14 protein-coding genes are annotated in these 12,948 nt (G+C 50.1%); 2 read left to right on the top strand and 12 right to left on the bottom strand.

The genetic code is table 11. From position 1 onward, the window contains the following. Window positions 1-19: 19 nt before the first annotated feature. Window positions 20-700: an MBL fold metallo-hydrolase gene (locus tag ACSR9A_RS12860; RefSeq protein WP_473757589.1), complete on the bottom strand. Its 681-nt coding sequence runs from the start codon at window positions 698-700 to the stop codon at window positions 20-22. 849 nt (window positions 701-1,549) lie between these two features. Between ACSR9A_RS12860 and loaP the strand changes: the two genes are divergently transcribed. After that, a complete protein-coding gene (gene loaP / locus ACSR9A_RS12865) occupies window positions 1,550-2,104 on the top strand; it encodes an antiterminator LoaP (protein WP_473757591.1) in 555 nt (184 codons plus the stop codon). Between the two features lie 398 nt (window positions 2,105-2,502). On the opposite strand, the gene sigF is transcribed toward loaP, so the two are convergent. The 10 genes from sigF to ald all read right to left on the bottom strand — a co-directional run bounded on the left by sigF (window position 2,503) and on the right by ald (window position 10,935). Continuing rightward, on the bottom strand, window positions 2,503-3,258 hold the full coding sequence (gene sigF, locus ACSR9A_RS12870) for an RNA polymerase sporulation sigma factor SigF (protein WP_046231980.1): 756 nt from the start codon (window positions 3,256-3,258) through the stop codon (window positions 2,503-2,505). 19 nt (window positions 3,259-3,277) lie between these two features. Further along, window positions 3,278-3,706: an anti-sigma F factor gene (gene spoIIAB, locus ACSR9A_RS12875; protein WP_473758000.1), complete on the bottom strand. Its 429-nt coding sequence runs from the start codon at window positions 3,704-3,706 to the stop codon at window positions 3,278-3,280. Window positions 3,707-3,720: 14 nt separating this feature from the next. Then, complete coding sequence (gene spoIIAA, locus ACSR9A_RS12880) at window positions 3,721-4,074, bottom strand: anti-sigma F factor antagonist (protein WP_056028909.1); 354 nt, start codon at window positions 4,072-4,074, stop codon at window positions 3,721-3,723. 170 nt (window positions 4,075-4,244) lie between these two features. Continuing rightward, window positions 4,245-5,450, bottom strand: coding sequence for a D-alanyl-D-alanine carboxypeptidase family protein (locus ACSR9A_RS12885; RefSeq protein ID WP_473757593.1), 1,206 nt, complete (start codon window positions 5,448-5,450; stop codon window positions 4,245-4,247). Between the two features lie 421 nt (window positions 5,451-5,871). Then, window positions 5,872-6,042 carry an aspartyl-phosphate phosphatase Spo0E family protein gene (locus ACSR9A_RS12890; RefSeq protein WP_338551801.1) on the bottom strand — a complete coding sequence of 57 codons (171 nt, stop codon included), beginning with the start codon at window positions 6,040-6,042 and terminating at the stop codon, window positions 5,872-5,874. Between the two features lie 165 nt (window positions 6,043-6,207). Further along, entirely contained in the window at window positions 6,208-7,032 is an 825-nt protein-coding gene (locus tag ACSR9A_RS12895) for a purine-nucleoside phosphorylase (protein ID WP_341278230.1), read from the bottom strand. 64 nt (window positions 7,033-7,096) lie between these two features. Beyond that, window positions 7,097-8,281, bottom strand: a complete 1,185-nt coding sequence (gene deoB / locus ACSR9A_RS12900) for a phosphopentomutase (RefSeq protein WP_473757594.1) — start codon at window positions 8,279-8,281, stop codon at window positions 7,097-7,099. 135 nt (window positions 8,282-8,416) lie between these two features. Continuing rightward, window positions 8,417-9,307 carry a site-specific tyrosine recombinase XerD gene (gene xerD / locus ACSR9A_RS12905; RefSeq protein WP_473757595.1) on the bottom strand — a complete coding sequence of 297 codons (891 nt, stop codon included), beginning with the start codon at window positions 9,305-9,307 and terminating at the stop codon, window positions 8,417-8,419. A 107-nt stretch (window positions 9,308-9,414) separates the two neighbouring features. Continuing rightward, a complete protein-coding gene (locus ACSR9A_RS12910; RefSeq protein ID WP_473757596.1) occupies window positions 9,415-9,648 on the bottom strand; it encodes a DUF4227 family protein in 234 nt (77 codons plus the stop codon). Window positions 9,649-9,819: 171 nt separating this feature from the next. Then, a complete protein-coding gene (gene ald / locus ACSR9A_RS12915) occupies window positions 9,820-10,935 on the bottom strand; it encodes an alanine dehydrogenase (RefSeq protein WP_473757598.1) in 1,116 nt (371 codons plus the stop codon). Window positions 10,936-11,127: 192 nt separating this feature from the next. Between ald and ACSR9A_RS12920 the strand changes: the two genes are divergently transcribed. After that, on the top strand, window positions 11,128-12,288 hold the full coding sequence (locus tag ACSR9A_RS12920) for a S8 family peptidase (protein ID WP_473757599.1): 1,161 nt from the start codon (window positions 11,128-11,130) through the stop codon (window positions 12,286-12,288). Between the two features lie 93 nt (window positions 12,289-12,381). Here ACSR9A_RS12920 and fur read toward each other — a convergent pair whose 3' ends face one another. Continuing rightward, window positions 12,382-12,849 (bottom strand): ferric iron uptake transcriptional regulator, encoded by a 468-nt coding sequence (gene fur, locus ACSR9A_RS12925; RefSeq protein ID WP_046231973.1) that lies wholly within the window; start codon window positions 12,847-12,849, stop codon window positions 12,382-12,384. Window positions 12,850-12,948: the final 99 nt, after the last annotated feature.

Consider the following 12,948-nt stretch of genomic DNA (forward strand, 5'->3'; position numbering starts at 1 on the left):
GCGACTCGTCTGCCTTGATTTATTTAAAATTGAACAATTGCCCCTGATTCTTTCGCATCCGAAACCGGACAAAATGCTCTATTTGCTCAATCTGAAAATAGATGTTGTGCTCCAGCACATCCCGAAACGCCATGCCCGGCTCCTTGCCATAAGAATGACCCGGATACACCCGCACATGAGGGGGAGTGGACTTGCGAATCCTCTGAAAACTGTCATGCATCTGCTCCGGGGAACCTCCGGCCCCATCGCAGACGCCGCAGCCTTCAATAAACACCGTATCCCCCGTGATCAGATCGTCTGCGAGCCGAAAACAAGCCCCGCCGGCCGTGTGCCCTGGCGTCAGCATGCAGCTGATCGGCGTCTCTCCCAGCCAGATCGTCTCCCCCTCCTCAAACGGATGCAAATTCCGACATGCGAACCCGTAGGCATCGATCTCCTTGACCGACATGTACGCCCGCGCCGCCGGGTAGAGCTTGAGCAGCGGCTCCACCTTGTTGACATGATCGTGATGCGAATGTGTCAGCAGGATGCAAGCCAACTCCGCCTCCAATGAGCGAAGCATCCCGTCGAGCAACTCCAAGTCCCAAGCCGGGTCCACCACAGCCGCCTGCCGGGTGGCTTTGTCTACGAGTATGTACGCATAATTTTTCATGAACAAAAACTCAACCTTCAATGGGTGCAGCTCATAGCTCCGCTTCATCCTTCCTCCCCTCCTCTTCAAATCCTAAAAAGCAAGCACAAAAAAGTAGAGGAACGGTCTCCTCTACTTTTTTGTGCTTGCTTTGGCTATTTTATATAACTTCTTCCACCTTGCACAACAGATCCTGCACGGCCTCCAAGCTCAAACGGCAGTCCTTGGGATAGGCGATCGCAAAGACGCGCTCCCCCACGCCCCAGCCAGCAACTGCAGAAAATGAGAGTAAGCCGCCAGCACGGCTTGCCGAGCCGGTCGGATCTGCTCGACATCCAACCCCATCGGCAGCACTTCCGGAAACACAAGCTCCGCCCCCAGCTCGTCACAATGAGAGATGCTAACCAGCAGATTGAGAGCAGCAGGGTGTACGATCAGCGGCTGGTGAAGAATCCCCCGATCGATCCAGACGTTCTTCCTGCACAGAGGCCGCCGCCGATTGCGCACAGCAAACGCTCAACCAAGCACTGTACGGCTCACGTCAAGTCCCTGCACGAAGCTCTCCGGAGGACACACTTCCCCCATGCTTCTTCCTCTCAATACGAATCAATATGATACCCTAAGTTCCTTCAACGTGCCTAAACATCGATTAAATTAGCTTAGGGATTTTCCTAGATTCAACCTAATATCCGATCAACGAACTTACGAATTGAACAACATAACCCATTACACGAATACAGCTTAATACTACCCTCATTCAACTTTGTTCGTCAAGGATTACTTACCAGAAACCTATTTATTCTATCCCCAGGTCTTGGTATGGTATGGTAAAATAATACATGGTATAATGTTGTAAAATATACTATTTTTTGCTTGGATATTTATTCAACATAATACACAAGTTGGGGGATGGCTATTTTGAATTGGTACGTACTATTCGTAGAAACCGGTCAAGAAGAGGTGGTGCAAAAGTTCCTGAACCTGTACTTTGATGAAACTTCCCTCCACTCTGTCGTACCGAAACGCAGAGTCCCCGAGAAGAAGGCAGGCGCTGTCAAGCACGTGCTGAAGAAAATATTCCCCGGCTACGTGTTGATCAAGACCCGCATGACCGATGAAGTTTTTCACACCTTGAAAAAAGTCCCCAAGTGCTACAAGCTGCTCAGCCAAGGCACGCTCTACTCCAAAGATGAAGGAACCTATTACTCCAAAATTGACGAACGCGAGATGTCGCTGATCTTGCAGCTGATCGGAGACGGAGAGATCGTTGGCTATTCGGGCATCTACATAGAAAATTCACGTGTCTCCGTAACCTCCGGCCCGCTGCAGGGCATGGAAGGCATCATCACCAAAATAGACCGTCGCAAAAAGCGGGCGAAGATCCACCTCAATTTCATGGGTGCCGAGAAGCTCATCGACGTAGGTGTGGAGATCCTCTCCCCATGCATCCCGCAGCTACAAAATGTCACGTAAAAAACATCCCCGTTCCGGTTAGGAACTAGGATGTTCAGGCTGTCGAGAAAGTCTCGACAGCCCTCTTTATAAGTATTTAGTTTAATACGATACCGCGTTACTATGGTGTAATAATGGTAACTTATACGTACGGAAGGTGTCGCCCTATGCTGCGTTCTAATCGAGATAAAAAACAAAGTTACGAGTTCGTATCCATTGAAGGCTTAGTGCCTGCTGTAAGTGCAAACGAATCTCGCCTATCGCTGGTTTTTAGGTCTGGGATTAACCGAATATGGTCGGCGGTCGTGTACTGGTTTTCGATTCGACCCATGTCGTTTAAATCCCCAAAACAAAGAGAAACCCGAGGCGTCTTGGAACAAGACGTAGGGTTTCTCGACAATCTCAAAGATCAAACCGCCCTATAAGGCGATTTGATCTTTGATGGACTGCAATATTTTTTTCTCCAGACGCGACACCTGTACTTGTGAAATGCCTAAACGACTCGCTACTTCTGACTGCGTCTTATCCCGGTAATAACGCAAATATACGATGAGCCGCTCCCGCTCGCTGAGGCCTTCAATGGCCTCGGTCAGCGCAAGCTTGTCGAACCAGCGCTCCTGGGAATCATCAGCAATTTGATCCATCAGCGTAATGGGATCGCCGTCATTTTCAAATACCGTCTCATGAATCGAGGTTGGCGGCTTATTCGCTTCCTGCGCAAATACGACATCCTCCGGCGTAATACCCAGTCGTTCTGCCACTTCGCTAATGGTCGGCAGCCTTCCCAGCACCTTGGACAGCTCGTCTTTCATTTTGCGCACCTTATTGGCCGTTTCCTTGAGCGAGCGGCTAACCTTAAGCGTACCGTCATCGCGCAAAAACCGCTGAATTTCACCGATAATCATCGGCACGGCATAGGTAGAAAATTTCACATCATAGGAAAGGTCGAATTTGTCAACCGACTTGAGCAGGCCGATACAGCCGATCTGAAACAGATCATCTGGCTCATAGCCGCGGTTGATGAAACGTTGAACGACTGACCATACCAAACGAATATTGCATCCTACAAGCGTGTCCCTTGCCAACGTGTCGCCAGACTGGCTTAATGCAATAAGCCGCTTTACTTCCGCATCATCCAAATACGGCTGAGCCGTTTGTTTCAACCCGGAATCCATGAGGTTCAACCCCTATGCGCTAGTTGTATAGCGCTTTTTTCGATTCAATTCGTTTCAGCATGCTGACGCGCGTACCGCCGCCAAGCTCGCTGACAACCTCGAATCGGTCCATAAAATTTTCCATAATCGTAAAGCCCATGCCCGAGCGCTCAAGCTCCGGCTTGGAAGTGTAAAGCGGCTGGCGAGCCAAGTCCAAATCTTCAATACCGCGTCCATGGTCAATAACCGTCAAGGAAACCGCGTCTCCTTCAATATAACCCTCTATCGTCACTTTGCCGGCTGCGTCGCTATCATAGCCGTGAATAATCGCATTGGTTACCGCTTCCGAGATTGCTGTCTTTAAATCATTCAGCTCCCCCAAGGTCGGATCGAGCTGGGAGACGAAGGCTGACACCGCTACGCGGGCAAAAGCCTCGTTCTCTGAGCGGGCGCTGAAGGTTAACGTCATTTCATTGCGTCCATTCACGATACCACCTCCAGACTTGAAATCGCCATCCGTTCATTATCATGAATCTCCAAAATTTTGAACAAGCCCGACATTTCAAAAAGCCGGTGAACGCTTGGACTAACGGCGCATACAACCATTTTCCCGCCTCTTGCCTTAACCTGCTTATACCTGCCCAGAATGACGCCAAGCCCCGAGCTGTCCATGAATTGCAAATCCTTCAAGCTGAGAATGATGTGGTCACTGCTTCCGCGTAAAATCGCATCCTCCATCTTGACCTTTACGACGTCGGCTGTATGATGATCCAGCTCTCCACGCAGACGTACAATAAGCACATTGCGATAATGCTCCAGTTCAGCTTGCAAATTCATAATTGCTGTTCATCTCCTTTAAGCTGTGCATTTGGATAGAACTAGCATTTCTCCAGCGGGACACACGTTTCCTGCACGGCGACAAAACTAGAAGCAGAGCCCTAAGAGGTGACAAAATATTCAGCCTAAGCTCGCTATTTTCCGGCAAAACCTTGCTCCGATAACCCGATTTAAGCGAACAATCCGCCAAACGAGCGCTTCAGCATTTTCCACCAGCCAGCCCGTTCAATCGTCTGCGGCGCATCAACTGGGAATTCCTTAAGCAGTCTATCTCCCTGATACACGAGCAGCTTGCCGATCGGCGCACCAATTGCAATAGGAGCTTTAAGCGAGCCGTCGATTTTCAGCTCGTAGCGGATATCGCTTGTGTTTGCCCCTTTTTTGAGCAGTATGCTGTAAGCATGGGGAGCGACCAGCTCAAGCTCGGACACAACGCCCTTCTCTACATGCACCTTGCCCATGGCATCGCCCTCTTTAAAAATCGGATGCGTCGTATATTGGGCAAACGCATAATCAAACATTTGCGACACTTCCGTGTTGCGCGTCTTCGTATTCGGCTCACCCATCACGACCGCAATGACGCGAAGCCCATCCCGTCTTGCCGTTGCCGACAAACAAAACTTGGCTTCATTCGTAAATCCGGTTTTCAGGCCGTCTGCCCCGCTATAGAACCGTACAAGCTTATTCGTGTTGACGAGCCAGAATGGCTTCTCTGACGTTTTGCGCAAATAATCCTGATACATGCCGGTATACTTCGTAATATCCGTATGCTTGAGCAATTCACGAGACATAACCGCAATGTCATGGGCCGACGAATAATGATCCTTTGAAGGCAAGCCATTGCAATTGGCAAAATGGGTTTCCTTCAGCCCGAGCTGCTTCGCCTTCTCGTTCATCATTGCCACGAATTGCTCCTCAGTGCCTCCGAGCTTTTCTGCCATCGCAACAGAGGCGTCATTGCCGGAAGCCAGAGCGATTCCTTTAATCATGTCATCCACGCTCATTTCCTCTCCAGGCTCCAGAAAAATTTGCGAGCCGCCCATGGAGGAAGCATATTCGCTCGTCTGTACCTTGTCGGTCAGCTTGAGCTTGCCGTCAGCCAGCGCTTCCATAATAAGCAGCATGGTCATAATTTTAGTGATGCTTGCCGGAGGCAGCTGATCGTGGCTGTTTTTCTCATAAATAATCGTTCCGCTGTCCGCGTCCATAAGTATGGCAGACCGGGCTGATGGCGCCAGATGAGGCTCCACGCTTCCGGACTGCTCCGCTGCTGGCAGCGAGGGCATCTCAGCCGCTTCTTCGGCGAATACAGCAGTTGGCAAAGAGACAGCGAGCGCAAGGATGCATAAGCAAAGTTTATTCCGTAATTTTTTCAAGAACAGATTCCCTCCTATGAAGCTGCGGCAGCCCGGATTTCACAAAAAGGTTCGGTTCACGGGAAGTCGCCGCAATTCGGCTATATTTAAATATAAGAATTTATAAGTTTCACACTTATAAATGGGCTTATATTCCACCTGCGAAACGGCAGCTTTGCCGCCAAAGGACGGCTTCAACCGTTTACGCTTGTCTTCCACAGTGTCGCCTGTTTTTATGTAAATTATTCCAAAGTTCCTATATTCACAAAAAAAACCGCCCTCACAGAAGCTTTCGCTTCCGCAAGCACGGTTTTTGAATTTTTTCACATTATCACTTGCTTAATAAATCTAACTACCCCTTTGTAATTTGTAATGCGACTCTCGCCCTCGCTCAAGCATCATATGACCGTTCTTATCATACGTTTCATGCCATTTGCTCTGTTTATTTATGGCTGGAAACGGTCCGTCGCTCTTCCTGAGCACGCACGATTAAAACGTCTAGCGATTGGCTTAGCCGCAGTACCTCCCGGTTCAGAAAAGTTTGCTTGATGAGCGCCGTTTCAACCATTTTATCGCGCAACTTCTCCATCTCCAAGAGCAATTGGTTGTCCATTTCACTCCACTCCATTTTTCTATAATTACGGACATTATACGACGATGGCGTTTTAAAATACTGTCACAATGAGTCGAGCCAAATATTACAATTGTGTTACAAATACGCGGACAAAATAACACGACTATTTTACTTTTTTTATCTACTTTAGCAATAAACTGTTCTTTAAATGAGCGGGACCAAACCTTTTACGAGGTCTAAAAACTCAGATTTCACGCGCTCTGCCGTTTCCATAACCTCTTCGTGGTTAAGCGGTTGATCCAGAATGCCCGCAGCCATATTCGTAATACAAGAAATGCCAAGAACTTCAATTCCCGCATGTCTTGCGGTAATCACTTCCGCAACGGTCGACATTCCGACAGCATCTGCCCCCAAAACGCGCAGCATGCGAATTTCCGCTGGTGTTTCATACGTTGGTCCGAGCAGTCCGGCATATACCCCTTCAGCCAGTGCAAGCCCTTGGCTTGCCGCAAGTTCACGGGCAATACCGCGCAGACGCTTGCTGTAAGCCTCCGACATATCAGGAAAACGAACACCCAGCTCGTTATCATTAGGGCCAATTAGCGGGTTTTTGCCTGTCATGTTCAGGTGGTCGGAAATCAGCATCAGATTGCCGGATTCAAAAGCAAGGTTGACACCGCCAGCTGCATTGGTCACAAGCAGCGTCGATACGCCAAGCGCCTTCATTACGCGCACCGGAAATGCCGTCAGCTCAGGGCCGTAGCCCTCATACATATGGAAGCGGCCCCGCATCAATAGCACTGGCCGGCCTGACAGGGTACCGATAAGCAGCTCGCCTGCATGGCCTTCCACTGTGGACACTGGGAAATGGGGAATATCGTTGTACGCAATCGTCACTGGATTTTCCAAATGATCGCCGAGAACGCCAAGTCCAGAACCCATAATAAGGCCGACCTCTGGCAACAAGTTCGTACGTCCGGCAATGTAAGCTGCCGCTTCTTTAATTTGTGCTGCTGTAATTACGCTCATAGTGATATCCTCCAAGTCGTTAGTTCGTTCATTAATTCGCATATTAGTTCGTGCGTACATTTAATTAAGCTTCAAGCAAGTCGAGAAAGCTCGTGCCGTTTGGCGGAGCTTGTACATTAAAGTTGTCAGCAATCGTCGCTCCCAAATCCGAGAAGGTTGCTCTTGTTTCGAGCTGCCTTGGCTGCTTGAAAGCCGGGCTGTAAAGCAGCAGCGGCACATACTCCCGCGTGTGGTCCGTACCCGGATGAACGGGATCATTGCCGTGATCAGCAGTAATGACTAGCAAATCGCGCGATCCAATAGTTTGGACAAGCTCAGGCAAGGCGCGGTCAAACTCTTCGAGTGCAGCGGCGTAGCCTTCTGGATCTCTGCGATGCCCGTACAAGGAATCGAAATCAACGAGATTCGTAAACAGCAATCCCTTGAACGGCTCCTTCAAAGCAGCAATCGTACGGGCGATACCATCGGCGTTGCTCTTCGTCGGCGTAGAAGCATTAATGCCCTCTCCGTCAAAAATATCATTGATTTTACCGATGGAGATCGTGTCGAGTCCCCCATCCTGAAGCGCATTTAGCACCGTAGGCTCTGGCGGCTTGACTGCATAATCATGGCGGTTAGGCGTCCGCTTGAACGCGCCTGGCTCTCCTTCATACGGTCTTGCAATGACCCGGCCTACTGTATAACGCTCATCCATCGTCAGCTCGCGTGCAATTTCGCAAGCACGGTACAGCTCGTCTAGCGGGATGATGCCTTCATGCGCTGCAATTTGAAAAACGCTGTCAGCAGAAGTGTAGACGATCCATGCCCCCGTCTCCATTTGCTCAGCGCCCAGCTCGTCCAAAATTTCCGTACCGCTTGCCGGCTTATTGCCAATGACCTTGCGCCCTGTGCGCTCCTCGAATAAAGTGATCAGCTCTTCCGGAAAGCCATCCGGAAACGTCTGAAATGGAACCGTCAGCTTCAGCCCCATCAGCTCCCAATGCCCGGTCATCGTATCCTTGCCGACCGATACCTCCTGCATTTTTCCATAGTAGGCGCCAGAAGGGCCATCTGCGGGCTTCCAATCACCCAGTGGCGCAATACGGTCAAGACCAAGCTGGCGCAAATTCGGCAGGCTTGTCCCCTTCACTCTTTCCACGATATGACCAAGCGTGTGCGACCCGAGGTCACCGAACGCCTCTGCATCCGGCTGTTCGCCAATTCCAACGCTGTCAAGCACAATAACGGCAATACGATCAAATTTACTCATGTAGTCCCAACCCTTCTAATGTTAAATCTGGTGAAAAACAATAGGCTTATGTGAAAGGTTTGACTTTCCACCAGCATTCGGTGCGCATCCGCTCTGCCTGACCTAGTCTTAAGCAACCGGCGATCTCGCTATCTTTCAAGCGCGTGGATGCGCGCTGTTGTATACGTCTTTCATTTTCACCTTTGTAAGCTTGGAGTATTTCTGGGTTGTAGCAACGTCGGCGTGGCCAAGCAAAGCTTGTACGGTACGCACATCTGCGCCGTTTTCCAGCAAATGAGCGGCAAACGAATGGCGCAGCGTATGCGGCGTTATATCTGCTTCAATACCCGCCTCTTTTGCATACTTTTTGACCGTTTTCCAGAAGCCCTGCCGCGTCATCCGAGTTCCCAAATGATTTAAAAACAGCGCATCCTCCTGCTTGCCGTGCCGCAGCAGCCCGATTCGCCCATGCTCCAAATAGTCATTCAGCGCCTCGGCAGCTTTTCTCCCAAATGGAACGATGCGCTCCTTGCGGTTGCTGCCTACACACTGGATAAAACCGAGCTGCTGATTGACGCTTGATACATCGAGTGAAATGAGCTCCGACACACGCATGCCTGTCGCGTACAGCAGCTCCAGCATCGCCTTATCCCGCTTCCCTGCTGTCGTTACGCATTGCGGCGTGTCCAGCAGCAGACTTGTATGCTCCATCGATAAAATTTGCGGCGGCTTCGTTTCCTGCTTCGGCGATTCAATATAGATGGAAGGGTCGCGATCGATGAAACCTTCAACGAGCAAGTAATGAAAGAAGGCTCGTATCGACACGATGTGCCGCGATAAAGTGGACGGCTTGCGCCCTTCCTCCTTCAACTGCAGCAAATAATGCGCCAAATGATGCTTTTGAACGGCCGCTGCTTCCTCAATTTTCTGGCTTTCCATATAATCCAGCAGATACAGCAAATCCCGCCCATACGACTCCAATGTATTTTTCGACAAGGAGCGTTCTACGCTTAAAAAACGAATAAAAGAGTTCACCAAAGATTTCATCCTGTTTCCTTTCATGCTTCCAGCCTCTGCACGCGATTCATGCGTACTTCGGTATTTCCACACCCAGGATCATAAATCCTGCTTGGCAAGCTTTTTATCCCGCCTCGCTATTCGCCGTACCAATAGAAAAAACGCAGCCTATCCGCTATATTACCATTATCCCACTCATATGTACTATGCCAAATAGCCTTTACGGCCTCGCCCTGCGGAACTTCATAAGGATTGCTTGGCGACACGACATCAACGAGCCAATCATAGCCGCCAGTGGCAACTACGAACAAGCCGATGAACAGCAGCATAAATACGAAGCGGCTGAACCATTTGCGTGCAGACAATACCATTTGCCCCTCACCCCTCTCTAGACATGCAGGCAGGTTTGTCCCGCCCACTTTACCATATGATGAGAGAGGGGCTTATATGCGGAAGGAAAGGGTCTTGTGTGCCGACTTGCGGCGGTGTTTATGCCCATTCAAAAGCAGCCAGGTATCCTTAACCATCTTAGCATCATTTGCTTACGACAGCAGTGTTTGGATCGGTGTAAATGGCAAATCCAGTGCGGCAGCAACCTGCTCATAAGTTAATTTGCCGCTATGCGTATTGACGCCTTTCTGCAGAGGCTCGCTCAGCTTTATTGCCGCCAGCCCATCATTTGCGAGCAGCAGCGCATATGGCATCGTAACATTCGTCAGCGCAAAGGTCGAGGTGCGCGGTACAGCACCTGGAATATTCGCTACCGCATAATGGATGACGCCATGCTTGATGTAAATCGGGTCCTTATGCGTAGTAGCTCGGTCAACCGTAGCAATGGAGCCGCCTTGGTCTACGGCGACATCGACGATGACTGCGCCTTTTTTCATCGTTTTGACCATATCCTCCGTCACCAGATGAGGCGCTTTGGCCCCCGGGATCAGTACGGCACCAATGAGCAGGTCCGCCTTCGCCACCGCCTCGGCAATATGATACGTACTCGACATCAGGGTCTGAATACGACCGCCAAATACATCATCGAGGTAGCGCATTCGATCAAGACTCCGCTCAAGCAGCACGACGGTTGCTCCCATGCCGAGCGCAACCTTCGCAGCATTCGTTCCGACGATGCCGCCCCCGATAATGACGACCTCGGCTGGTGCTACTCCAGGCACACCGCCTAGCAGAACGCCACGTCCCCCGTTAAACGCCTCTAAAAACTGTGCGCCAACTTGTACGGCCATTCGCCCTGCAACCTCGCTCATCGGCGTCAGCAGCGGCAGGCTCCCATTCTGAAGCTGAATCGTTTCATAGGCAATGGCTGTTACCTCGCTGTCCATTAAAGCTTTCGCCAGCTCCGACGCAGCAGCAAGGTGCAAATAAGTGAACAAAAGCTGCCCTTTGCGGAAATAACCGTATTCCTCTGAGAGAGGCTCCTTTACTTTCATAATCATTTCTGCGCGTTCCCATACTCGAGCAGCCGAGTCTACAATTACGGCACCCTCGCTTGCATAGTCGCCGTCCTGAAAGCCGCTGCCATCTCCTGCCCCTGTCTGTACAAGCACTTGATGTCCGGCCGCCTTAAGCATGGTGACGCCTGCTGGCGTCAATGCCACCCGGTATTCACTCGTTTTTATTTCTTTGGGAACGCCAATGATCATGAAAAAACCTCCTAAAGAAAATATTGGGGATATAGCCATATTGTACGTCAACTGATTGTCCTAAGCGATACATTTTCCAACTGCTGCAAAAAATATGTACATGGGGACGAATACCCAGTCCACACCTGCCCCTCCTCCATACACTACACAAGTAGTCTCATGTCTGCCTATAACATGAAGGAGGAGCCCATCATGCCTCGATTGGATAACCTGATCGCTTCCTGTTCTGCCTATAAACCATCTAAACATACAGAACGCCAGCTCATCAGCTTTACCACGCACAGCTCTTATAAACGCTGCTTGCGCCTGCTTGAATCGCGCGGCATTCATCCATTCAAAACGATGCCCGGCTGCAAAATGATTGGCTTTCTGCTGGATCGGCGCAGCTCGTGGAAAAATATTGTTCGGCATCCTGATGTCAAGGTGATGGAGCGGGATGTGAAGATCCGCAAGCATGATACCACTCCCCGTATGACAACCCGTACTATAAAACCAAATCTTCCCATTATAAAAACGACCCTAGACGCGAATAAGGTGCCTTGGAATATTAAAAGAGTACAGGCGCCGCTTGCTTGGAAGCGCACACTCGGCAGGCCTGTCAAGCTTGCCATTATTGATACCGGCATTGCCAAGCATCCCGATCTGCGCATAGCAGGTGGTGTCAATACAATGGGGGGTATAAGCTATTACGATGATAATGGTCATGGTACGCATGTTGCTGGCATTGCCGCAGGCAGAGGCTTAACAGGCTTGTACGGCGTAGCTCCCAATGTAAAGCTGTATGCCGTAAAGGCACTCGACCGTTACGGTTCTGGCTACGTGTCGGATATTGTAGATGCCATTGAATGGTGCATCCGCAACAAAATGAACGTTATTAATATGAGCTTTGGCATCGTCAGCGGCCAGCATAGTGATTTGCTGCGCCAGGCGATCAAGCGGGCAGCGAAGCAGGGAATCGTCATTTCAGCCTCAGCCGGCAACGAGGGGCCAAATACGACGACGATCGACGAGCCAGCTTCCTTTCCAGAGACGATCGCAGTCGCTGCTACCAATCGGCTTAATCAAATTGCCGATTACAGCAATCGAGGAATGGGCATTGATGTTGCCGCGCCGGGAACAGAAATTCTCTCAACTTGGCTGAATGGCAAATATGCCATCATGTCAGGAACAAGCATGTCCTCTCCCCATGTGGCTGGCGGTGCTGCTTTATTGCTCTCCGTAAGGCCAAAGCTAAGCTCCGCCCGCGTAACAACTGTTTTCCGAAAATGGTCCGTACCTCTGAATGGTTATTTGCCCATTGCGCAGGGCTCCGGCTTGCTGCGGCTCGGACGGATTGGCAATCTAAAATCCTGATGCAGTGGGTATCCGCTATATAGCCCAAACCGTCTAGCCATACGAAACGCCAAAACGGCTTCGCCGTCCAGAAGCACTGGGCAGCAAAGCCGTTTATGATTCATCTTTTTTCGCATTCGCATTCTTCTCATTGCATTTACGACAAATGCCCTGGAAGTCCAAACGATGGTCGAGAACCGAAAAACCAAATTCCTCTTCCAATCGCTCCTCAAGTGGCAGCAGCCAATCGTCCTTAATCTCATCCATCGATCCACATTGCACACAAATAAGATGATGATGATGATGCTTGCTGCTGTCCGTTCTCAGATCGTATCTGGCAACCCCGTCGCCAAAATTAAGCTTCTCCACTACATGCATTTCGCTTAATAACTCAAGTGTCCGATACACGGTTGCAAGGCCAATTTCGGGTGCCTTGTCCTTCACAAGCATGAACACATCTTCAGCGCTCAAGTGATCTTCCTCATTCTCAAGCAATACACGTACTGTTGCTTCACGCTGCGGGGTTAATTTGTAGCCCTGCGACTGCAACTGTTGTTTAATCTTATCAATCCGGGCTTCCATGATTTCCCCCCTACCACACATGTCTGCGCCAACATCAGAAAACGTTTGCTTTCATTATAGATTCAAACCCTTGTGAAAGTCAAACATTTTGGCATAGAA

This window comes from Paenibacillus sp. R-74696, from assembly GCF_055814915.1.

Bases quoted from the DNA above. Each gene is read 5' to 3' on its own strand.
- ACSR9A_RS12860 (WP_473757589.1), bottom strand. From the start codon at position 700: ATGAAGCGGAGCTATGAGCTGCACCCATTGAAGGTTGAGTTTTTGTTC.
- sigF (WP_046231980.1), bottom strand. From the start codon at position 3,258: ATGGATTCCGGGTTGAAACAAACGGCTCAGCCGTATTTGGATGATGCG.
- spoIIAB (WP_473758000.1), bottom strand. From the start codon at position 3,706: ATGACGTTAACCTTCAGCGCCCGCTCAGAGAACGAGGCTTTTGCCCGC.
- spoIIAA (WP_056028909.1), bottom strand. From the start codon at position 4,074: ATGAATTTGCAAGCTGAACTGGAGCATTATCGCAATGTGCTTATTGTA.
- ACSR9A_RS12890 (WP_338551801.1), bottom strand. From the start codon at position 6,042: ATGGACAACCAATTGCTCTTGGAGATGGAGAAGTTGCGCGATAAAATG.
- ACSR9A_RS12895 (WP_341278230.1), bottom strand. From the start codon at position 7,032: ATGAGCGTAATTACAGCAGCACAAATTAAAGAAGCGGCAGCTTACATT.
- deoB (WP_473757594.1), bottom strand. From the start codon at position 8,281: ATGAGTAAATTTGATCGTATTGCCGTTATTGTGCTTGACAGCGTTGGA.
- xerD (WP_473757595.1), bottom strand. From the start codon at position 9,307: ATGAAATCTTTGGTGAACTCTTTTATTCGTTTTTTAAGCGTAGAACGC.
- ACSR9A_RS12910 (WP_473757596.1), bottom strand. From the start codon at position 9,648: ATGGTATTGTCTGCACGCAAATGGTTCAGCCGCTTCGTATTTATGCTG.
- ald (WP_473757598.1), bottom strand. From the start codon at position 10,935: ATGATCATTGGCGTTCCCAAAGAAATAAAAACGAGTGAATACCGGGTG.
- ACSR9A_RS12920 (WP_473757599.1), top strand. From the start codon at position 11,128: ATGCCTCGATTGGATAACCTGATCGCTTCCTGTTCTGCCTATAAACCA.
- fur (WP_046231973.1), bottom strand. From the start codon at position 12,849: ATGGAAGCCCGGATTGATAAGATTAAACAACAGTTGCAGTCGCAGGGC.